Origin of the sequence: Cryobacterium sp. W22_MBD10_FK3 (assembly GCF_052113745.1) — a bacterium.
GTDB lineage: Bacteria > Actinomycetota > Actinomycetes > Actinomycetales > Microbacteriaceae > Cryobacterium.
In genome coordinates this window covers 183,161-204,884 of record NZ_JBGQOH010000004.1, presented here as the reverse complement: position 1 = coordinate 204,884, position 21,724 = coordinate 183,161, and the positions used below count along the sequence as shown (strand labels likewise).

13 protein-coding genes are annotated in these 21,724 nt (G+C 64.3%); 12 read left to right on the top strand and 1 reads right to left on the bottom strand.

The window, feature by feature from the left end:
- Nucleotides 1–280: 280 nt before the first annotated feature.
- The 10 genes from rpoB to ACEN2M_RS06805 all read left to right on the top strand — a co-directional run bounded on the left by rpoB (nt 281) and on the right by ACEN2M_RS06805 (nt 15,425).
- On the top strand, nt 281–3,772 hold the full coding sequence (gene rpoB, locus ACEN2M_RS06850; protein ID WP_441647359.1) for a DNA-directed RNA polymerase subunit beta: 3,492 nt from the start codon (nt 281–283) through the stop codon (nt 3,770–3,772).
- A gap of 44 nt (nt 3,773–3,816) precedes the next feature.
- A complete protein-coding gene (locus tag ACEN2M_RS06845) occupies nt 3,817–7,713 on the top strand; it encodes a DNA-directed RNA polymerase subunit beta' (RefSeq protein ID WP_441647358.1) in 3,897 nt (1,298 codons plus the stop codon).
- A 333-nt stretch (nt 7,714–8,046) separates the two neighbouring features.
- Nucleotides 8,047–8,508 (top strand): hypothetical protein, encoded by a 462-nt coding sequence (locus ACEN2M_RS06840; RefSeq protein WP_441647357.1) that lies wholly within the window; start codon nt 8,047–8,049, stop codon nt 8,506–8,508.
- A 359-nt stretch (nt 8,509–8,867) separates the two neighbouring features.
- Nucleotides 8,868–9,212 (top strand): hypothetical protein, encoded by a 345-nt coding sequence (locus tag ACEN2M_RS06835; protein ID WP_441647356.1) that lies wholly within the window; start codon nt 8,868–8,870, stop codon nt 9,210–9,212.
- Complete coding sequence (locus tag ACEN2M_RS06830) at nt 9,209–9,343, top strand: hypothetical protein (RefSeq protein ID WP_441647355.1); 135 nt, start codon at nt 9,209–9,211, stop codon at nt 9,341–9,343. The genes ACEN2M_RS06835 and ACEN2M_RS06830 overlap by 4 nt, the downstream gene beginning before the upstream one ends.
- A gap of 395 nt (nt 9,344–9,738) precedes the next feature.
- A complete protein-coding gene (locus ACEN2M_RS06825; protein WP_441647354.1) occupies nt 9,739–10,134 on the top strand; it encodes a hypothetical protein in 396 nt (131 codons plus the stop codon).
- A 166-nt stretch (nt 10,135–10,300) separates the two neighbouring features.
- Nucleotides 10,301–13,195, top strand: coding sequence for a sensor domain-containing protein (locus tag ACEN2M_RS06820; RefSeq protein ID WP_441647353.1), 2,895 nt, complete (start codon nt 10,301–10,303; stop codon nt 13,193–13,195).
- A gap of 246 nt (nt 13,196–13,441) precedes the next feature.
- Complete coding sequence (locus ACEN2M_RS06815) at nt 13,442–14,143, top strand: hypothetical protein (RefSeq protein ID WP_441647352.1); 702 nt, start codon at nt 13,442–13,444, stop codon at nt 14,141–14,143.
- A gap of 344 nt (nt 14,144–14,487) precedes the next feature.
- The gene (locus ACEN2M_RS06810; RefSeq protein WP_441647351.1) at nt 14,488–14,937 is read left to right on the top strand and encodes a hypothetical protein; all 450 of its coding nucleotides are present in this window, start codon (nt 14,488–14,490) and stop codon (nt 14,935–14,937) included.
- A gap of 149 nt (nt 14,938–15,086) precedes the next feature.
- Nucleotides 15,087–15,425 (top strand): hypothetical protein, encoded by a 339-nt coding sequence (locus ACEN2M_RS06805; RefSeq protein WP_441647350.1) that lies wholly within the window; start codon nt 15,087–15,089, stop codon nt 15,423–15,425.
- Between the two features lie 54 nt (nt 15,426–15,479).
- Here ACEN2M_RS06805 and ACEN2M_RS06800 read toward each other — a convergent pair whose 3' ends face one another.
- The gene (locus ACEN2M_RS06800; RefSeq protein WP_441647349.1) at nt 15,480–15,884 is read right to left on the bottom strand and encodes a hypothetical protein; all 405 of its coding nucleotides are present in this window, start codon (nt 15,882–15,884) and stop codon (nt 15,480–15,482) included.
- 415 nt (nt 15,885–16,299) lie between these two features.
- Here ACEN2M_RS06800 and ACEN2M_RS06795 point away from each other — a divergent pair, with 415 nt between their 5' ends.
- Together ACEN2M_RS06795 and ACEN2M_RS06790 are read left to right on the top strand one after the other, a co-directional pair.
- A complete protein-coding gene (locus tag ACEN2M_RS06795) occupies nt 16,300–16,977 on the top strand; it encodes a hypothetical protein (protein ID WP_441647348.1) in 678 nt (225 codons plus the stop codon).
- 518 nt (nt 16,978–17,495) lie between these two features.
- A complete protein-coding gene (locus ACEN2M_RS06790) occupies nt 17,496–21,689 on the top strand; it encodes an FtsK/SpoIIIE domain-containing protein (protein ID WP_441647347.1) in 4,194 nt (1,397 codons plus the stop codon).
- The last annotated feature ends 35 nt before the right edge of the window (nt 21,690–21,724 follow it).

The window sequence follows — 21,724 nt, the reverse complement described above, 5'->3', positions numbered from 1 at the left end:
CAGCCGGCCGGTCGAATCCGGGTTATACCTGAGAATTTGGCGAAGGTCAATATTCCAGTAGACACGAGCGCGCAAACGGCATATAGTTGACCTTTGCGCTCCCAGATTTAACTCTGCCTTCATATTGCGGTCGGCTTTGCGTGCTCAAGCCACCTTGCAGCACATTTCTGAGCCGGATGTCCTCATATTCAAGGATCGACATTCCCGCCCAGAATCTGCGGAGTCCATACCAAATTACTAACAGTGATTAGACCTGACGGGGTCCACGGAGGTTACTTCCTTGGCTGCTGCGCGCAACGCAACCACCAATTCACCCAAGAACGGACGAGCCGCTGGCCGTCTTTCGTTCGCAAAGATCACCGACAACCTCACGGTTCCCGATCTGCTGGCTTTGCAGACCGAGAGCTTTGACTGGCTCGTCGGAAACGACATCTGGAAAGCTCGCCTCGCCGAGGCCCAGGCTGCCGGTCGCCACGACCTGAACGCCCGCACCGGCCTCGACGAGATCTTCGAGGAGATCTCTCCGATCGAAGACCTCAGCGAAACGATGCAGCTGTCGTTCACCAACCCGGAGCTCGAGCCGGAGAAGTACACGATCGACGAGTGCAAGGAAAAGGGCAAGACCTATTCCGCACCGCTGTACGTGAACGCTGAGTTCATGAACCACCTCACCGGTGAGATCAAGACCCAGACCGTGTTCATGGGCGACTTCCCGCTGATGACCCCCAAGGGCACCTTCGTGATCAACGGCACCGAGCGTGTCGTCGTGTCGCAGCTGGTGCGTTCGCCCGGTGTGTACTTCAACCGCGAACAGGAGAAGACCTCCGACAAGGACATCTACTCCGCCCGCGTCATCCCGAGCCGTGGCGCCTGGCTCGAATTCGAGATCGACAAGCGCGACCAGGTCGGCGTTCGCATCGACCGCAAGCGCAAGCAGTCCGTCACGGTGTTCCTCAAGGCCCTCGGACTCACCTCCGAAGAGATCCTCGAGGAGTTCAAGGGCTTCGCGTCCATCGAGCTCACCCTCGAGAAGGACAACATCCTCACCAAGGAAGAAGCCCTCAAGGACATCTACCGCAAGCTGCGTCCGGGCGAACAGGTTGCCGCCGAGGCCGCGCGTGCGCTGCTGGACAACTTCTTCTTCAACTCCAAGCGCTACGACCTGGCCAAGGTTGGTCGTTACAAGATCAACCGCAAGCTGGGCCTCGAAGCGCCGCTCACCGACTCGGTGCTCACCCTTCAGGACATCCTGGCCACGATCAAGTACCTGGTTGCGCTGCACGACAACCAGACCACGATCCGCGGAACCCGTGAGGGTGTCGAAACCGACATCCGTATCGACATCGACGACATCGACCACTTCGGTAACCGTCGTATCCGCGCCGTCGGCGAGCTCATCCAGAACCAGGTGCGCACCGGCCTGTCCCGCATGGAGCGCGTCGTTCGCGAGCGCATGACCACGCAGGACATCGAAGCGATCACCCCGCAGACCCTGATCAACGTGCGCCCCGTCGTCGCCGCGATCAAGGAGTTCTTCGGTACCTCCCAGCTGTCGCAGTTCATGGACCAGAACAACCCGCTCGCCGGCCTGACGCACAAGCGTCGCCTGTCCGCGCTGGGCCCGGGTGGTCTGTCCCGTGACCGCGCCGGTGTCGAGGTGCGAGACGTTCACCCGTCGCACTACGGCCGCATGTGCCCGATTGAAACCCCGGAAGGCCCGAACATCGGCCTGATCGGTTCGCTCGCCTCGTTCGCGCGGATCAACGCCTTCGGTTTCATCGAGACCCCGTACCGTCGCGTCATCGACGGTGTCGTCTCCACGACGATCGACTACCTCACCGCCAGTGAGGAAGACGAGTACATCGTCGCGCAGGCCAACGCCCCGCTGACCAAGGCCGCCCGCTTCGCCGAGACCCGTGTTCTCGCGCGTAAGAAGGGTGGAGAGGTTGACCTCTTCCCCGCAGAAGACATCGGCTACATGGATGTCTCGCCGCGCCAGATGGTGTCCGTCGCCACCTCGCTCATCCCCTTCCTCGAGCACGACGATGCTAACCGCGCACTCATGGGTGCCAACATGCAGCGTCAGGCTGTGCCGCTGCTGCTCAGCGACAGCCCGCTGGTCGGAACCGGTATGGAGGGCTTCGCGGCCATCGACGCCGGTGACGTGCTCACCGCGCAGAAGGCCGGTGTTGTCATGGAGGTGTCGGCTGACGTCGTCACCATCCAGCTCGACGAGGGCGGAACGCAGGACTACTACCTGCGCAAGTTCAGCCGCTCCAACCAGGGAACCAGCTACAACCACCGCGTCATCGTCAACGCCGGCGACCGTATCGAGGCCGGCGAGGTCATCGCCGATGGTCCCGCGACCGACCAGGGTGAGCTCGCTCTCGGAAAGAACCTCCTCGTGGCATTCATGTCATGGGAGGGTCACAACTTCGAGGACGCCATCATCCTGAGCCAGAACCTGGTGAAGGACGACGTTCTCTCCTCGATTCACATCGAAGAGTACGAAGTTGACGCGCGCGACACCAAGCTGGGCAAGGAAGAGATCACTCGCGACCTGCCCAACGTCTCCCCGGACCTGCTTGCAGACCTGGACGAGCGTGGCATCATCCGCATCGGCGCCGAGGTTCGCCCCGGCGACATCCTCGTGGGCAAGGTCACGCCGAAGGGCGAAACCGAGCTCAGTGCCGAGGAGCGCCTGCTGCGCGCGATCTTCAACGAGAAGAGCCGCGAAGTTCGCGACACTTCCCTGAAGGTTCCCCACGGTGAGCGTGGCACCATCATCGGTGTCAAGGTCTTCGACTCGCAGGATGGCGACGACGAGCTGGGCTCGGGCGTCAACCAGCGTGTTGTGGTCTTCATCGCCCAGAAGCGCAAGATCACCGAGGGTGACAAGCTCGCCGGTCGTCACGGCAACAAGGGTGTCATCTCGAAGATCCTGCCGGTTGAGGACATGCCGTTCCTCGCCGACGGAACCCCGGTTGACATCATCCTCAACCCGCTGGGCATCCCCGGTCGCATGAACTTCGGTCAGGTGCTGGAGACCCACCTCGGGTGGATCGCCAAGCAGGGCTGGCAGGTCGAGGGCAAGCCCAAGTGGGCCGGCCGTCTTCCCGAAGCCGCGCACAGCGCCGCCCCGAACACCAAGGTCGCGACCCCGGTGTTCGACGGCGCGCTCGAGGAGGAAATCGCCGGTCTGCTCGACTCGACGACTCTGACTCGTGACGGCGACCGCCTGATCGACTCGACCGGAAAGACGCAGCTGTTCGATGGCCGCTCCGGCGAGCCGTACCCGATGCCCATCGCGGTCGGATACATGTACATCCTGAAGCTGCACCACCTCGTCGATGACAAGATCCACGCACGTTCGACGGGCCCGTACTCCATGATCACGCAGCAGCCGCTGGGTGGTAAGGCGCAGTTCGGTGGACAGCGTTTCGGTGAGATGGAGGTGTGGGCGCTCGAAGCATATGGAGCCGCTTACGCCCTGCAGGAACTCCTGACCATCAAGTCGGACGACATCCTCGGCCGCGTCAAGGTGTACGAAGCCATCGTCAAGGGCGAGAACATTCAGGAACCCGGTATCCCCGAGAGCTTCAAGGTTCTGATCAAGGAAATGCAGTCGCTGTGCCTGAACGTCGAGGTGCTCTCGGCCGACGGAACCGCAGTCAGCCTGCGCGACACGGATGACGAGGTCTTCCGCGCAGCGGAGGAACTGGGCATCAACATTTCCACCCGGTTTGAGTCGTCTTCAATTGACGACATCTAAGCCTGGCCACTGACGAATACTCGAAAACTTTCCAAGGAGAGAAATTGCTCGACGTAACAACATTTGACGAGCTTCGCATTGGCCTGGCCACCGCCGACGACATCCGTCGTTGGTCGCACGGTGAGGTCAAGAAGCCCGAAACCATCAACTACCGCACGCTCAAGCCCGAAAAGGATGGCCTCTTCGGAGAGCAGATCTTCGGACCGTCCCGCGACTGGGAGTGCTCGTGCGGCAAGTACAAGCGAGTGCGCTTCAAAGGCATCGTTTGTGAGCGCTGTGGCGTAGAGGTCACGAAGTCGTCGGTGCGCCGTGAGCGCATGGGCCACATCGAGCTCGCCGCCCCCGTCACTCACATCTGGTACTTCAAGGGTGTGCCCTCGCGTCTCGGTTACCTGCTGGACATGGCTCCGAAGGACCTCGAAAAGGTCATCTACTTCGCTGCCTACATGGTCATCGAGGTCGACGAAGACGGTCGCCACCAGGACATGCCTGGGCTGGAGAACGAACTGCGCCTCGAGATCAAGACTCTCGAAGGCAGCCGCGACTCCCGCATCGCCGACCGCCTGCAGCGCCTCGAAACCGACCTCGCAGCACTGGAGGCCGAAGGCGCCAAGAGCGACCAGAAGAAGCGCACCAAGGACGCCGCCGAGAAGGAGATGAGCCAGGTTCGCAAGTCCCTGGACGAGCAGATCGCTCACCTCGAGCGTGTGTGGGAAGACTTCCGCACCCTCAAGGTCGGCGACCTGAAGCCGGAAGACTCCGTCTTCCACGAGCTCCAGGACCGCTTCGGCATGTACTTCGAGGCCTACATGGGCGCCGAGGCCATCAAGAAGCGCCTTGAGGCCTTCGACCTGGTTACCGAGAGCGAAAACCTGCACCTGCAGATCGCCGAGGGCAAGGGTCAGAAGAAGATCCGCGCCATCAAGCGTCTGCGCGTCGTCAACGCCTTCATCATGACCGGCAACTCGCCGGCCGCGATGGTGCTCGACGTCGTGCCGGTCATCCCGCCGGAACTGCGCCCGATGGTGCAGCTCGACGGTGGCCGTTTCGCGACCTCCGACCTCAACGACCTCTACCGTCGTGTGATCAACCGCAACAACCGTCTGCGTCGTCTGCTTGACCTCGGTGCCCCCGAGATCATTGTGAATAACGAGAAGCGGATGCTGCAGGAGGCCGTTGACGCGCTCTTCGACAACGGTCGTCGTGGCCGTCCCGTCACGGGTACCGGTAACCGCGCCCTCAAGTCCCTGAGCGACATGCTCAAGGGTAAGCAGGGTCGGTTCCGTCAGAACCTGCTCGGTAAGCGCGTTGACTACTCCGGTCGTTCGGTCATCATCGTCGGCCCGCAGCTGAAGCTGCACCAGTGTGGTCTGCCCAAGCAGATGGCTCTGGAGCTCTTCAAGCCGTTCGTGATCAAGCGCCTGATCGACCTGAGCCACGCTCAGAACATCAAGGCCGCCAAGCGCATGGTTGAGCGTTCACGCCCGCAGGTTTGGGACGTGCTCGAGGAGATCATCCGTGAGCGCCCGGTTCTGCTGAACCGTGCACCCACGCTGCACCGCCTCGGTATCCAGGCCTTCGAACCTCAGCTCGTGGAGGGTAAGGCCATCCAGCTGCACCCCCTCGTCTGTGCGGCGTTCAACGCCGACTTCGACGGTGACCAGATGGCTGTGCACCTGCCGCTGTCGATGGAGGCCCAGGCCGAAGCGCGCATCCTGATGCTCGCCTCGAACAACATCCTGAAGCCGTCAGACGGTCGCCCGGTGACCCTGCCCACGCAGGACATGATCATCGGTCTGCACCACCTGACCACGCTCAAGGACGGCGTCACCGGCGAAGGCCGCGCGTTCACCTCTGTCTCGGAGGCCATCCTGGCCCACGATCAGAAGTCGCTCGACCTGAACGCCAAGGTGCGCATCCGCATCACCGACCTGTACTTCACCGAGGGCACCCAGCCCGACGGTGTCGAGCTGGTCGATGGTCAGGCTGTGGGAACCGTACTGGTGAACACCACGCTGGGCCGCGCCATCTTCAACGAGGCGCTGCCGGCCGACTACCCGTACTTCGAGAAGGTTGCCGACAAGGGCACCCTCTCGGCCATCGTGAACGACCTGGCAGAGCGGTACCCGAAGGTGGAAGTAGCGGCAACGCTCGACCGCATCAAGGACGCCGGCTTCTACTGGGCCACCCGTTCCGGTGTGACCGTCGCGCTCAGCGACATCCTGACGCCTCCGAACAAGAAGGAGATCGTCGGTACGTACGAGAAGATGGCCGCGAAGGTTCAGACGCAGTTCGAGAAGGGTCTCACGACCGACCTCGAGCGTCGCCAGGAGCTCATCCAGATCTGGACCAAGGCGACCGAAGACGTCGCCGCGGCCATGCAGGCGAACTTCCCGGCTGACAACACGATCAACCGGATGGTCACCTCTGGTGCTCGTGGTAACTGGCTGCAGGTGCGAAACATCGCCGGTATGCGTGGTCTGGTTAACAACCCGAAGGGTGAGATCATCCCTCGCCCGATTATCTCGAGTTACCGCGAAGGCCTGTCCGTCGCCGAGTACTTCATTGCTACTCACGGTGCTCGTAAGGGTCTGGCCGACACCGCTCTGCGAACTGCAGACTCCGGTTACCTCACCCGTCGTCTCGTCGACGTCTCGCAGGATGTCATCATCCGCGAAGACGACTGCGGCACGACCAAGGGTCTGGAACTGCCGATCGCCACGAAGGACGCTGCCGGTGTACTGGCTCGCCACCCCAACGTGGAGAACGCGGTTTACGCTCGCAGCCTGGCCGCCCCCGCGGTCAACGCCAAGGGCGAGGTCGTTGCTGACGCCGGAGACGACGTCGGTGACGTGATGATCGAGAAGCTGGTTGCCGCCGGCGTCGAGAACATCAAGGTGCGCTCGGTGCTGACCTGCGAGTCTGCTGTCGGTGTGTGTGCGGTCTGCTACGGCCGTTCGCTCGCTACCGGCCTGCTCGTGGACATCGGAGAGGCCGTCGGCATCATCGCCGCACAGTCGATCGGTGAGCCCGGCACGCAGCTGACCATGCGTACCTTCCACACCGGTGGTTCCGCATCCGCAGACGACATCACCCAGGGTCTGCCCCGGGTGCAGGAGCTCTTCGAGGCGCGTACCCCCAAGGGCGCATCGCCGATCGTCGACGTTGCCGGCCGCATCACCATCGAGGACACGGATCGTAGCCGCAAGGTGATCCTGACCCCCGACAACGGTGACGAAGCAATCGCCTACCCGGTGCTCAAGCGTGCGACCCTTCTCGTTGAGGATGGCCAGCACGTGGAGCTCGGCACGCAGATCATCATCGGCGCCGTCGACCCGAAGGAAGTTCTTCGAGTCAAGGGTGTCCGCGCGGTGCAGAAGCACCTCGTCGGTGGCGTGCAGGATGTATACCGTTCGCAGGGCGTGCCGATTCACGACAAGCACATCGAGGTCATCGTTCGTCAGATGCTTCGCAAGGTGACTGTTGTGGAGCACGGCGACACCGGCCTGCTGCCGGGCGAGCTCGTTGACCGGTTGAAGTACAACGAACTCAACCGCACCGCGCTCACCGAGGGCAAGAAGACGGCTTCGGCTCGTCAGGAAGTCATGGGTATCACCAAGGCTTCGCTGGCAACCGAGTCGTGGCTGTCGGCCGCTTCCTTCCAGGAGACCACCCGGGTTCTGACCCAGGCGGCCATGGAAGGCAAGAGCGACCCGCTGATGGGCCTGAAGGAGAACGTGATCATCGGTAAGTTGATCCCGGCCGGCACCGGTCTTCCCCGCTACCGCGACGTCAACGTCGAGGCAACGGATGAAGCCAAGGCTGAGCGTTACCCGAACCGCATCTTCACTGATGATGCAGCGTTCACCGAGGGTGACCTGAGCTTCGTCGACTTCGACAGCTTCTCGTCGGACGACTTCACCCCCGGTACGTACAACTAACCGAGTGTGATTCCTGGATGGCCCCCTGCTCCGGCAGGGGGTCATTCCCCGTTAACGGGCGGATGCGCCCTCCCACTGATCCTGGTTCCCCGCCGTCTATCGAGCCTCCCCACCGTTGATCGAGCTTGTCGGTGATTCCCGTCTCCCCGATTGGGGTGAAAGCGGTCGCGGTGCATGGGTGCGTGCGTACACCCCGAGGGTGCACTACGTTTAGCATCTGACCGGGGGACTTCACGCATGAACAGAAAAAGATGGGCTCGCGCAGCCCTGACTAGGTACCTTTCAGCGGGATTCACGGGGTGGCGGGCGGCTCGCGCGCTCCTGCCCGCAGGCGTGGTTCTTCTGCTCGTGGCGGGATGCTCCATTCTTCCCGGCGGAGCCGGCGAGGGGGCGAACACCGATTCGGCCGGGAGCTCAAGCTCCGACCAGACGAGCGAGGACGAGGCGAACATTCCTGTGGTTGATGCAGTGAAGTCAAGTTCCGATGAGATCTCACAGGTGAGGGTTGTTCCTGCGATTGACGGGCTGGCCAAGTTCTTGAACGTCTCTGTGACAATGACCGGGGAACAGGTCACCGCCGCCCAGATCGACGCCATGCTGGCGGCTGCGACTAGCGTCATCCCTGAGGAAAACCAGAGGATCAATTTCAGCGTGCGGCGGTCAGATGGCCGTGAGCGGCTATCAATAGTGGAGCAGGCTCAAGAGCTAGGCGTGCCCGAATTTTACGTCCACAGCGACTACACGCTCGCTATCCCGCTGGAGTGGCTGGCGTCGAAATACGGAACTGCCCCGTGACGTCAGATTCTGGTCTGCCCCGCTGGCGCTTTCGCCTGGCCTGCGAACGGTTCTCCATTGAGCTGCACGACGACGCTCGACGCAAACACGACCCTCACCTGCCCTCGTCCACGCGCAACCTCACTGTCCAAGAGCCTTAGCTGCCACTTGGCGATGACCGCGAATCCGGGGGGACTCCACGCATGAAAACCAAAATATTGGCGAGCGCAGCGCTATCCGCTCGCGCGGTCCTGCCCGTAGGGGCGATTCTGATGCTCGTTGCAGGATGCTCCCTACTGCCCGGGGGAGCAGGCGAGGGGGGCGGCACCGATTCGGACGGAAGCTCAAGCTCCGGCCAAACGAGCGAGGACCAGGCAAACATGCTGGTAGTTGATGCAGTGAAATCAAGTTCCACCGAGATCGCAAGCGTTAAGGTCATTCCTGCAGCCGACGGGCTGGCCAAGTACTTGCACCTGTATGTGACCATGGTTGGGGAGCAGGTCACCGCTGCCCAGATCGAGGCAATACTGACCGCCGCGACCGGCGTCAACCCTGACGGCAACGCTTGGATCGAGTTCTCCGTGTGGGAGTCCCAAGGTCTCGAGCGACTGACACTTGTGGAGCAGGCCCAGGAGCTTGGTGTGCCGGAGGAATACGTCCTCGATGACTACACTCTCGACCTTCCGCTCGAGTGGCTGCGGGCGGACTATGGCGTGGCTCCGTGAACCGGAGCATCACCACGGGCGAGGTGGTCCTGCCCCGCTGGCGGTTTCGCCTGGCCGGCAAATGGTTCTCCATTGAGCTGCACGACGCCGCCGCCCGGCGACGGTCGATCAAGGAGCTCGTGGAGGAGTAAGTCGGCAAGGCGGAGGCGAACGCCACCCTGCGCGCCCTGAGATCAAGCCAACCCTGAGCGACAGCTTCTCGTCGGACGACTTCACCCCCGGTACATACAACTAACCGAGGTTGATTTTGGATGGCCCCCTGCTCCGGCAGGGGCCATTCCCCGTTGACGCCCCGCACGTTGCTCGAGCCCCGCTTGATCCCGCCCCCACGTTGATCGAGCTTGTCGAGATCCCGCTAGACGACCTCTAAACGTAGGGTCACCGGGTTCGACAGGCGCGCTAGATTGGGCCGTGGCATGTAGCGTTCTTCGAATTGAACCTGCCGGTTGTCGGCACGAGCTGTGGGGGAGTTATGTTTCGAGTCGAGCCGTGGTTTAGTCCGTACCTGGGTGTGATGCAGACTATCGTGGTTGACCACGAGCGGGATGTGTCGCTGTACCGTGCCGCGAAAATGGGGCGTATGCCCGGTGACGGGTTCATTCTGACTTGGGGCGATCGTCAGATCCCATTCGAGTCGCTCAGCGGACCTGTGAGGGACGCCGTGAGTGGCGAGACGTATTACCTGGTCAAGTTCACGGCTTTCGGTTTCAGTGCGGCGGTCGAATTGCGCACGCAGGTGAAGTCGTACAGGTTCGGCAGCGATGAGGAACTGGCGACGGCGCAGCGGCTCGCTGCGGAAGCGCTGCTGGTCTACGGGTCAAATTACAACGGCTTGACATACCCCGACGGGGAGAACCGGGTTGAGCTCAATGGGGTCGAGTTACGGCTGAGCGATTTTGGCATTGAGGGTGTGTCCGCGTGAGTCACGTGATCGAGCCCGTCTCGCGGTTCGCGCCGCCACGTTGATCGAGCTTGTCGAGATCCCGCACGAACGACCCCTGAACGCAGGACGGCTCTGAGACGAGCGACAGCCCGGTAGAATCTTCAGGACGAGTGGCGCCCCTGCCCATCGGGAGCAGAGGCACAACATGCGCATCGCCAGTCTGACTGGAGCGGCCGTCGCCGGGGCGCTCGGGGTGGTCCTGCTGATCGGCTGGTACGTCGGGATCGGCTCGATCCCCGCCACGATCATCGGCCTGTGGGCGATCAAACCCATGACGGCACTGGGCTTCGTCCTCGTCTCGACTGCCGTGACAATGCTGGAGCGGCGCCGAGTCGCCTTGGTGCTGGGTCTCGCCGTTGCCCTGATCGGTGCGCTCACCCTGGCCGAGTTCATCTTCGGGACGCCCCTCGGCATCGACGAGCTTGCGGGTATCGACTTCGACGGGCACCCTGCCCGCATGGCCCCGGCCACGGCGGTGTCGCTGCTGCTGCTCGGAGCCTCCGTCATCGCCAGTCGGTTCGCCCGCGCCAGCGTGATGCTCGGACTGGCCTTCGGCACGCTCACGATCAGCCTGATCGCGATTCTCGGCTACGCCTACGGGGTCTCCTCCCTTTACAGCGTCGGCGGGTTCACGAGCATGGCCCTGCCCTCGGCGCTCGGGCTCGTGATCTTGTCAGTGTCGATCCTGCTGCAGCGTCCCGCCAACGGCCTGATCGCGCTGTTACGCGACCCGGGCAGCGCGGGGCATCTGCTCCGTCCGGTCATCCCAGTCTTGTTCCTCGGCCCGTTCGTGCTGGGGCTGCTCGACCTGGCGGGTCGCCGCCTGGGCTGGTACGACACGGTGTTCGGCGTCGCCATCCTGATCGCGGTGATGACGGTCCTCGGCTCCGGGCTCGCCTGGATCGCGGCGCGCCGGCTGCGCACCCTCGATCGCCAGCGGGACGCGGCCATGCAGGCCCTCGCCGAGGCCAACCACACCCTCGAGGAGACGGTCGACGCTCGCACCCGGCAGCTGGCCGAGACGGCCGACACGCTCCACACGCTGATCAAGATCGCACCGGTAGGCATCGTGCAACTGGATGCCGCGGGCGGAATCATTTCGGCCAACGACGTGTGGCTCGAGCTGAGCGGGCTCACGAAGACCCAGTCACGGCGCGACGGCTGGGTTGCGGCCATGCACCCCGACGACGCCGATCGGGTGCGTCAGGAATGGCACCAGTACGTCGCAGCCGGGGAAGCTTACGAGACGACCCTGCGCTTCCGCACTCCCTCCGGGCAGGTCAACTGGGTGCAGGTAAGCACCTCTCCGATGACAGACGCGACGGGCGCGACGGATGTGGTCGGGCACCTCGCCAGCGTCACCGACGTGACCGCGCTGCGCGTTGCCCAACACGCGGCATCGGCGGCGAGTGCCCGCTTCGAGGCCGCCTTCGCCTCGTCGCCACTAGGAACGGCCATCGTGTCGCTCGACGGAACGGTCGTCGAGGCGAACAAGCGGCTCTTCGACCTGGCCGGGTCGTTGACCCCGGTGGTGAACCAGCCCATCGAGTCGATGTTCAGTCCGGCGAGTGCCGGTGATGCCGCGGCATCCGCGACGGTCGGCGTCGACGGCCCAACGGGCCGCCGCATGGACCGTCGGATGCGACGTGACGACGGCGAGGAAACCTGGGTCAAGGTCAGCATCGCCGAGATTCAGGAGGGCGAGCAGGCTGGCGGGTTCCTGTACCAACTCGAGGACATCACCGCCCGGCGCCTGGCCGAAGCCCGGGTCGAGCACCTGGCTTTCCACGACCCGCTGACGAACCTGCCCAATCGCCTGCTGTTACTCGACCGGCTGAACCAGGCGCTCCTCCAGGCGTCACGTCGCGGTACGGGCGTCGCCGTGTTGTTCATCGACCTCGACCGGTTCAAGTTCGTCAACGACAGCCTCGGCCATCACGCCGGCGATGCCGTCCTCATGCAGGTTGGCATCCGGCTGCGCCAGCATGCCGGGGCGACCGACACGGTGTCCCGCATCGGCGGCGACGAATTCGTGGTCATCTGCCCGGATGTCGGCCGCAGCGGGGATGTCAACAAGATCGCCGAGGCGTTCCAGAAGGCCATCTCAGAGCCGATCCAGTTCGGTGACCAGGTCGCAGCCGTGGACGCCAGCATCGGCATTGCATTCGGACTCGGGCATGACGACGCCGAGTCGTTGCTGCGCAACGCGGATCAGGCGATGTATCTGGCGAAGGGGCGAGGCCGTGCCCGTTACGAGGTCTTCGACGACGACCTGCGTTACCGCGTTCACCAGCGTCTCGACACTGAGCTGGCTCTGCGGGAGGCCGTCGCTCTGGGCGAGATCGAGACGTGGTACCAGCCCATAGTGGACCTGCAGGAACAGCGAGTTGTGGCCACCGAGGCGCTCGCGCGCTGGCGGCGGCCCGAGCGCGGGCTGGTCGCACCGGGTGAGTTCATCGCGATTGCCGAAGAGGTCGGCCTGATCAAGGGCATCGGTGCCACGGTGCTGGGCCAGGCGTGCCATGCGGCGACCGCCCTGGAGCGCGGTATGGCCGTCAGCGTCAATGTGTCGGCCCGACAGTTCGTGCAGGACGACTTCGGTGCGGTCGTCAAGCGCGCGCTCAAGGACTCGGGTCTGGCCCCCGACCAGCTCTGGCTGGAACTCACCGAGAGCGCCGTGCTCGAGGCGATCGACTCCGCCGCCCGAACCTTTCAGGAGCTGCGCGCCATGGGCGTACGGCTCGCGATCGACGACTTCGGCACCGGTTACTCGTCGTTCACACATTTGCGCGCGTTCACCGTGGATCTGTTGAAGATCGACCTGTCGTTCATCCGGGACCTCGAACGGTCCGAACACGATCGGGCGATCGTGGAGGGCATCCTCCGGCTGGCGGACTCGCTGAATCTGGACGTGGTGGCTGAGGGCATCGAAACCACTAGCCAGCGAGATCTGCTGCAGGCGATGGGCTGCCGGTACGGCCAGGGCTACCTCTTCTCGAAGCCGACGCCCAGCGCGTCCCCCGCGGTCGTTTTCGCCTAGTCGCTCGTCGAGCTTGTCGAGACACCGTGCCCTGTCCTGCGGGGCGTTCACCGCGCCGCTGGTCGAGCTTGTCGAGACCCCGTGACTCGTCCTGCGGGCGTCACCACGTCGTTGGTCGAGCTTGTCGAGACCCCGTGACCGGTTCTGCGGGGCGTCACCACGTCGTTGGTCGAGCTTGTCGAGACCCACCAAGGACGCTGCTCGGCCGCCGGACTATGCTGTGCGTAAACCGCGAGGAAGTCACTCATGGGCGCTGCGCACTCACAGCCACCCGCTCCGGCGAAACGTCGGCTGCGGGTGATCTTCGGGGTGCTCGCTGCTCTGGTCGCCGTCGCCGCGCTCGTCGTCGGCCTGTTCTGGCCACGCGATTCCGTCACCCCGGCCGCCACCGAAGCGGCCCGGCCCACACCGTCAGCGACCGTCGCGCCGACCACAGCCACCCCCACCCCCACCCCGGGCAGTTCGGCCGCACCGGGTACGCCGCAACCGGCATCCTGCGCCGACCTGTACAGCCCCGAGATGGTTGCAGCCTTCGGCAGGATGGTGCTCAACCCGGCCTGGCTGGACGACCCGGAGCTGGAGATGAAGATCGGCGAGGACGACCCCGTGCAGCAGGAGGTCATCGAAACGAATGACTCCCTCCTCTGCCAGTGGGCCATGCCGGAAGGCCCGTCCGGGGCCGGGGTCTCCACCACCGTGGTGTGGGTGGATGCCGAGGACAGCGCCACGATCGAGGCCCATCTGGCCGACCGCGGCGACAGCTGCTTCGAGCAGCAGGGCGGGTTGCGCTGCACCACGGAGAGCTCCAACGACGAGGGCTACTTCGGCGAGTCACACTTCCTGCGCGACGGCATCTGGGTGGCAACGGAGTACTCCAACGCCGGCCCAGAGGGTTACACGCTCGACATCGTGAACCACCTCTGGCCCCCTATGGCGCCGGGGGACTGACCCGCAACACGCGGCGCCGGTTCCGAAAACCGCGACCCGTCCCGCGCTTCGCGCCCCCACGTTGATCGAGCTTGTCGAGATCCCGTGAGCCGACTTCTCAACGCACGTCACCAGGTTTCAACAAGCGCCACCAACGGGTGGGTTCCGACAAGCTCAACTAGCGGCGGCCGGCCCACCCCCATTTCGGGCAGGAGAGAACTCGACTTGCCTGAATGCACCGCGCAGACCAATCCCGTCCACTACGTTTAGCCTCAACGCGGCCGGGGTGGGCGACGCGAAGTCCTCAGCGATGCTCGCCCCGCGATGCCACACGGCGATGGCCGCAATCCAGGGGGACTCTACGCATGAACATCAAGAAGTGGGCTCGCGCGGCTCTGCCCGCGGCCGCCCTGCTGATGCTTCTCACCGGTTGCTCGAGCCTGTTCGGCCCCTCCACGGAGGAGGAGATGGCCGCGGTTGCCGAGGCCGTGGAAGCCAGCTCAAGCAATATTTCCGAAGTGAAAGCGTCACCGGCGACTGACGGGCTCGCAGAGTTCCTGAACCTTTCCGTGACCGTGACCGGAGATGACGTTACTGCCGCCCAGATCGACGCCTTCCTGGCCGCCGCGACGGGTGTCATCCCCGAGAGCAACCATAGGATCAATTTCAACGTGCGGCGGTCAGATGGTCTCGACCGGATTTCGATTGTGGAGCAGGCACAGGAGTTAGGCGTGCCCGAGCTCTATTTCCACAGTGACTACACGCTCGCAATTCCGCTGGAGTGGTTGGAGCAAAACTACGGGTCAAGCCCGTGAGGCTACGGTCCCAGGCCAGCGCCAGTACCCCGGTCACAGGCCTGAGCCGGCCTGTGGTTCGCGCGATCCTGCCCTCGGCCATCCTGCTCCTACTACTGACGGGCTGCTCGAGCCTGTTCGGCCCATCGAAGGAAGAGCAAGCAGCGGCGGTGAGCGAGGCCGTGCAGTCCAGTTCATCCGAGATTTCAGCAGTGGAGGTGATCCCGGCAATTGACGGCTTCTCCAGGTATTTTCACCTGTACGTCACCATGAACGGAGATGACGTCACCGCCGCCCAGATCGACGGGTTCTTGGCAGCCGCGACGCCGGCCACGCCGGAGGATAGGGACAGGATCACTTTCGGCGTATACCCGGCCGATGGTGACGACAGCCTCTCTATTCTTGAGCAGGCTCGGGAGCTTGGCGTACCCGCAAAGTACGTCCTCGACGACTACACGCTGGAACTTCCGCTCGAGTGGCTACGGCAGGAGCACGACACGGCACGGTGAGACGTTGGTAGAACCGGACCAGCGTCAACCGGGCATCTCTCCCACGGGTTCACGTCAGGGGTGGAGCAGTGCGCGCAGCGCACGGAGGTGGTGCACGCCGTGGACCGTGGCGGCGAGCGACAGCACCATGCACACGCTGAGCGCGAGAATCGGCCAGAGGTATCTGCCGGGATCCGACCAGGTCGCATAGAGACCCTCATAGTTCGTGTACGGCACTCCGGTCGACACCCAGACGATCTCGAGGGTGAGACAGACCGTGCAGACGGCGAACATCGCCACCGCGCCGCTCACCAGAAGGACCCAGAACCGCAAGGCCGTGGCGGTGAAGTAAATGAGCACGAGCAGGGCGACACACGCCAACGCCGCCGGGAACCAGAGCAGTTGATCGGCGACGAACGGCACCTTGCCGCTGAGCGCCGCTGACTCACGGGACAATGTCGAGCCGTCTCTGCGGCTCATGGTGAAGAGAGAGCCGACTGCACCCGACCAGGTGAACATGGCGGCCGTCGCGAGAAGACTCACGATGATTACGACGTCGAGAACCCGGGACCACGCCGACCTCCTCGTTCGATCGCTCGCTTGTCCGCCGGTCCGTCGCTTCCGAATCGCAGTAGGCATTAGATCCCCCCCCGTTAGGGCCTGAAAACGCGCCCGATCAGCACTATTGTATTGCGCGGGCTCGCCAAGGTCGGCTAGTTTTGGCAACGTCGTGCCGGGGTGGGCGGCATTGGCCGATGCCGGCATCCGACCCCGGTTGAATCTATGATCAGGGGCGTGCACGATGGGCAGCACGCGGGAGTCAGAATGAGCGTTCCGCTGCAGTGCCGTTTCCCACACCCCTGGGTGGAACTCCCTCTCGCTCTTGGAGTGACCCGTGGTGCTTGAGGTCGTTAGGCCCTTCGTCGTTCTGTATCGCCCCAAGCGGTGGCGCACCTGGTTCGCCGTATGGTTCACCGCCGCGTGCGCCGTCCCGACCGTCATCTTCGTGGTCGCGCACGCCGCGACGAACGCACTGAGCTGGCTCGCCCTGCTCTTCCTGGTGCCGGGCGGCGTGATAACCCTGAAGGCAGGGGTGCGCAGCAGAACGCTGACAGTCTCACCGGGCCACTATCTCGAGTATCGCGACATCCTCGGCCGACGGCGCCGCATAGACTCCACGACCGCAACGGAGATCGTGCGATTCGCAGACGTGTCTGGGTCGAATTGGCTGCCTTTTCGCCCTATCCTCACACCTATCGGCGTTTACGACGAACGCTGGGCAGTGTTGCGGAACGGGCACAAGACCGTGCTGCGCCTGAGCATGTGGGTGTGGACGACCCCCGATCTGGTCGCACTCGCCGAGGCCCTGCCCGCGACACTGCGCATCCACAGTGCCCCGATCACTCCGTGGGCTGTCGCCAAACGGATGCCCGACCACTACACCTGGCTCGAGAAGCACCCACGAACCTACCTGATGGCCTTCTACGCGGTGCTGCTGACGATGGCGTTCGCGGTTTTGGTGGGCCTAGTGGCGGTCATCCTGGTTTTGCGTGCGGCGGCGACCGATGCGTGACCCTCACCGCACCCCCGCCGAGGACGATGTCAAGCATGTGGCGGGAGCGTCTCCGTTAGCCGCGCTGACTTCCGCTAGCCTTCGAAGCAATGAGCCGGGCGGTGCGCTCGATACTCGCGGGGGAGCTACGTTGACGCAGGTTTGCGCGGCGGGGGAGTGACAGCCATGCAGCAACAGTCATCCATTGGATTTGTGTCACGGTCTGACGGCGGTCGGCGATGAAGCTCAGGGTGACCCTGGTTCGTCCGGACGGGACCGAACAGGACATCGAACTGGTCGCCGATGCCTCCGCCACCGTGGCGGATGTTGCGGCCGCGATCGTGCAGCGCGACCCGCTGCTGGAGTATCGGGTGATCGCGCCTGGACCTGAGGCCGTGACCCTCGAATCGCTGGCGTTGGGCGGTACCCACACCGAGGTGCTCGACCCTGAAGAGACTCTCGCGGAGGCCAAGCTGGCCTCCGGTACCGGGGTCAGAGTCGTTCCGCGGTCCGATGCCCCACGCCCGCGGCTGGGTCAGTTGGAGATCCTCTCCGGACCCGACGCAGGCGAGGTGTATTCGTTGTGCAGAGGCATTGAGATCATCGGTCGTGGGCCCGACAGCGACATCGTGCTCACCGACCGCACCGTCTCGAAAAGCCACGCCCGGTTCCACGTCAGCGCCGACAAGATCGAACTCGTGGACCTGAACTCGGCCAACGGGATCCTCGTGCAGGGCGAACCCGTCCGCCGGCTCGAACTCCATCACGGTCAGGAAGTCATGATCGGCGAGACGCTGATTCGCGCGACCCTGCTGGTGGCCGCACCCAGCCAGGCGATCACTCCAGTGCAGGGGATGCTGCTCACCCGGTCGCCACGGGTGGAACCACGCTACGTCGGCGAAGACCTGGACGGAGTCGACCTCCCGACGCCGGCCGAACCTCAGCCGTTCCCGTGGTTGGCGATGGCCGCACCGCTGATTCTCGGCGGGGTGCTGTTCAGCGTCACCCAGCAACTCCTGTCCGTGGTCTTCGTCGCGATGTCTCCGGTGCTGATGTTCGGTACCTGGCTGACCTCCCGAATGACGAAAAAGCGCAAAATGAAGATGGACAAGGAACGGTTCTCCACGCAGCTTGACCGGCTGGACACCCGGTTGACCAGTGAGCGGGAAACGGAGATCGCCACCCGGCTCGGAGAGACTCCGGCGCTGCACCAGATCTACCAGCACGCGATTTCCGCGGGAACGTTGGTCTGGACGCGTCGCCTGGAGCACTGGTCGTTCCTGCACCTCCGGCTTGGCATGGGAGTGCAGCCGTCGAGGAACAAGGTGACCCAGCCGAACAACCGTGACGCAGCCATCCCCGAGTACCTGGAAAGCTTCGAGTCGCTGGCAGAGTCGTTCCGGGACATCCCGGACCTGCCCGTCATCGAGTCGCTCGCCGAGGCAGGGGCACTCGGCATCACCGGTAGCCACCAGGAGGTCGCGGACTACGTTCGCGGCGTGATCGCCCAAGTTGCCGGTCTCCACGCGTCCAGCGATGTGCTTCTGGTTGGCTTGCTTGATGCCGTCTGGGCCGGTGAGCTAGCCGACCTCAAGTGGCTGCCGCATACGTGGGAGGTCGAGCCGGTGATCGGCACCACCGCCCTGGCCGACAGCCCTCCGGCGGCCATGAACCTGATCGCCCGGCTCGAGGACCTCATCGCCGCGCGATCGCCCGGTAACTCCACTGAACCCGCCCGGCTGGGCGCGCTGAAGGAGGAGGAAGCCGCCAGACTGGCCGGAGGCCGGGTGGGCGTCGATGGTCGCTCCGACGGCGGCGCGGCCGCCCCGACACCGGCCGTGGTGATGGTTATCGCCGACCATGCGCCTGCCGACCGCGCGCGATTGATCCAGGTCGTGGAACGGGCCGCGCAGCGAGGAATCTACCCGATCTGGATTGCCGAACGGCCTGAACTGCTTCCGGCAGCGTGCCGCACCTTCGTCGAAGTCTCTTCCCCGACCACGGCGAGGGTCAACTTCGTGCGCCAGGGAACGGAAGCCCTCGAGCTCTCTGTCGAGGGCCTCACCCGGCAGCAGTTTTCACACTTCGCACGTTCGCTCGCGCGCCTCACCGACGCATCAGTGGTCGAGGAGGACGCCAGCGACGTTCCCCGCACGATCCCGTTGCTTCACCTGCTCGGCAAGGAGATGGCCCTGAGCTCGCTCAGCGTCAGAGACCGCTGGGAACAGAACGGTTCGATCCTGCGCGAGGGGCAAGCCATCTCCCCGAAATACCAGCCCAAACTTCGCGCCTTGGTCGGGCAGTCCGCGTCCGGGGCGATGCAGATCGACCTGCGTACCCAGGGCCCGCACGCGCTTGTCGGCGGAACGACGGGCTCGGGCAAGAGCGAGTTCCTCCAGGCCTGGGTGCTCGGCATGGCCTCCGAATACAGCCCGCAACGAGTCACCTTCCTGTTCGTCGACTACAAGGGCGGCTCGGCGTTCGCCGACTGTATCCAGTTGCCCCATTGTGTGGGCCTCGTCACCGACCTCAGCCCACACCTCGTGCGCCGAGCGCTCGTCAGCCTTCGAGCGGAGCTGCACTATCGCGAAACGCTTCTGAACCGCAAGAAGGCCAAGGACATTCTCGAGCTCGAAAAGCGGGGTGACCCGGACACCCCGCCAGCCCTGGTTCTTGTCATCGACGAATTCGCCGCGCTGGTGAGCGAGGTGCCGGCTTTTGTCGACGGTGTCGTCGATATCGCCCAGCGTGGCCGATCCCTCGGGATCCACCTCATCATGGCCACCCAACGCCCGGCCGGGGTGATCAAGGACAACCTGCGGGCCAACACCAACCTGCGGGTGGCCCTGCGGATGGCCGATGAACTGGACAGCGATGACGTCGTCGGCACCAAGGAAGCGGCCCTCTTCGATCCGTCGATTCCCGGACGGGCACTGGCCAAGACCGGACCCGGACGATTGACCGTGTTCCAATCCGCCTATGCGGGTGGGTGGAGTCTGGCCGACGTCGACGACGCCGAGGTGACGGTGAAGACATTCGGGATCGGTAACTCGAGCGTGTGGGAAGTGCCGGAGGACCTCCGTCCGCCCCGGCGCGAAGCCTCTGAGCTCGGACCCAACGACCAGCAGATGCTAGTCGCACGCATGGGCGAAGCCTCGGCGGGCCTGGGAATTCCAGCGCCCCGTCGGCCGTGGCTCGATGAACTGGCGCCGATCGTGGACCAACTCGACCTGATGCAACTGAGCGACCGTGAGCTGTTGTTGGGGATGAAAGACGTACCGGAGCGGCAAATGCAGGTTCCGGTCTCGTTCGATCCTGATGCCGAGGGCCACCTGGCCGTTTTCGGCACGGGAGGGGCGGGCAAAAGCGGCACCCTGCGGGCCCTGGCAATCGCCGCGCGGCAGACCGTCGGCGGGGAGCCGGTGCACGTTTACGGCCTGGAATTCGGCTCCGGCGGGCTGCGCATGCTGGAGTCCCTGCCGCACGTCGGGTCGATCATCCCCGGTGATGACAGCGAGCGGATCATGCGGCTCTTCCGGATGCTGCGCTCCGAACTCGACCGCCGGTCCGAGGCCTACGCGGCCGTGACGGCGGACACGATCACCGAGTACCGCCGGTTGGCCATGCTGGCCGATGAACCACGGCTTCTCCTCCTGATCGATGGATTTCCAGCCTTCCGAAACGAATACGAGGGAATCCCGGGGCGGGCGGAGGCGTACCAGATCCTGCAACAGATCATCTCTGACGGGCGCTCGGTCGGTGTGCACATTGCGCTGTCGGCCGATCGTGGCCAGAGCCTGCCCAGCGCGCTGAACGCCATGATCCAGCGCCGCATTGTGCTCAGAATGGCCGATAGCGACGCCTACGTCATGCTCGATGTGCCGCGCGATGTGCTCTCGTCGGACTCCCGTCCGGGGCGCGCGGTGATTGATCGTGGCGAGGCGCAGATCGCGGTCATTGCCGGAACCGGCAACTCCAAAGAACAGTCGCGCGCGGTCGATGACCTGGCCGCGCGGTTGCGCGCGGAGGGCCGCACCGAGGCCCCGCCGATTCGGTCGCTCCCGGCGCTGTTCAGCGCGGATGCTCTGCCCGCCGAGGTGGGCGGACAGCCCACCATCGGGCTGTCCGACATCGACCTCGGCCCGATAGCGATCGAGCCCTCGGGAGTGTTCCTGGTGGCGGGTCCACCGCAGAGTGGCCGGAGCAACGCCGTCGCCGCGATCGTCGCGGCAGTCGCACGTTCACGGCCCGACACTCGCTTGGTGTACATCGGCACGAGAAAGTCTCCGGTGCTGGCTTCCCGGGCCTGGTCGGACGTCGCCACCGACGCGTCGACGGCGATGACGATGCTGAGTGGAATCATCGCCGATGGACATCAGGGTGACAACGACCTCCTGATCGTCGTGGAGGGGATCTCCGACTACGCGAACTCCATGGCGGAGTCTCTGCTGTCCGACATCGTGCGCCGGGCTCGCCGAGGTGAAGGAATGGTCCTGATCGAGGGGGAAACCAACGACTGGGGTTCGTCCTTCGGACTGGTCGGCGACATCAAGTCGGCTCGGCGGGGAGTCGTGCTCCAACCGGACACCCACGATGGTGAGTTGATCCTGAAGACAGCTTTCCCCAGGCTCGCCAAGAGCGAATTTCCCCAGGGGCGGGCCATGCTGGTGCAGGGCGGCCGGGTCGCACGGATCCAATTCCCCTTGGCGTTTTCTCCCCCGATCAGGGGGTAAACACAAATTGGGCTCGGTTGACGGCGGTCCCCGTA

Coding starts and splice junctions, on each gene's coding strand:
- ACEN2M_RS06835 (WP_441647356.1), top strand. CDS start 8,868: ATGCTGGTAGTTGATGCAGTGAAATCAAGTTCCACCGAGATCGCAAGC.
- ACEN2M_RS06820 (WP_441647353.1), top strand. CDS start 10,301: ATGCGCATCGCCAGTCTGACTGGAGCGGCCGTCGCCGGGGCGCTCGGG.
- ACEN2M_RS06815 (WP_441647352.1), top strand. CDS start 13,442: ATGGGCGCTGCGCACTCACAGCCACCCGCTCCGGCGAAACGTCGGCTG.
- ACEN2M_RS06810 (WP_441647351.1), top strand. CDS start 14,488: ATGAACATCAAGAAGTGGGCTCGCGCGGCTCTGCCCGCGGCCGCCCTG.
- ACEN2M_RS06800 (WP_441647349.1), bottom strand. CDS start 15,884: ATGAGCCGCAGAGACGGCTCGACATTGTCCCGTGAGTCAGCGGCGCTC.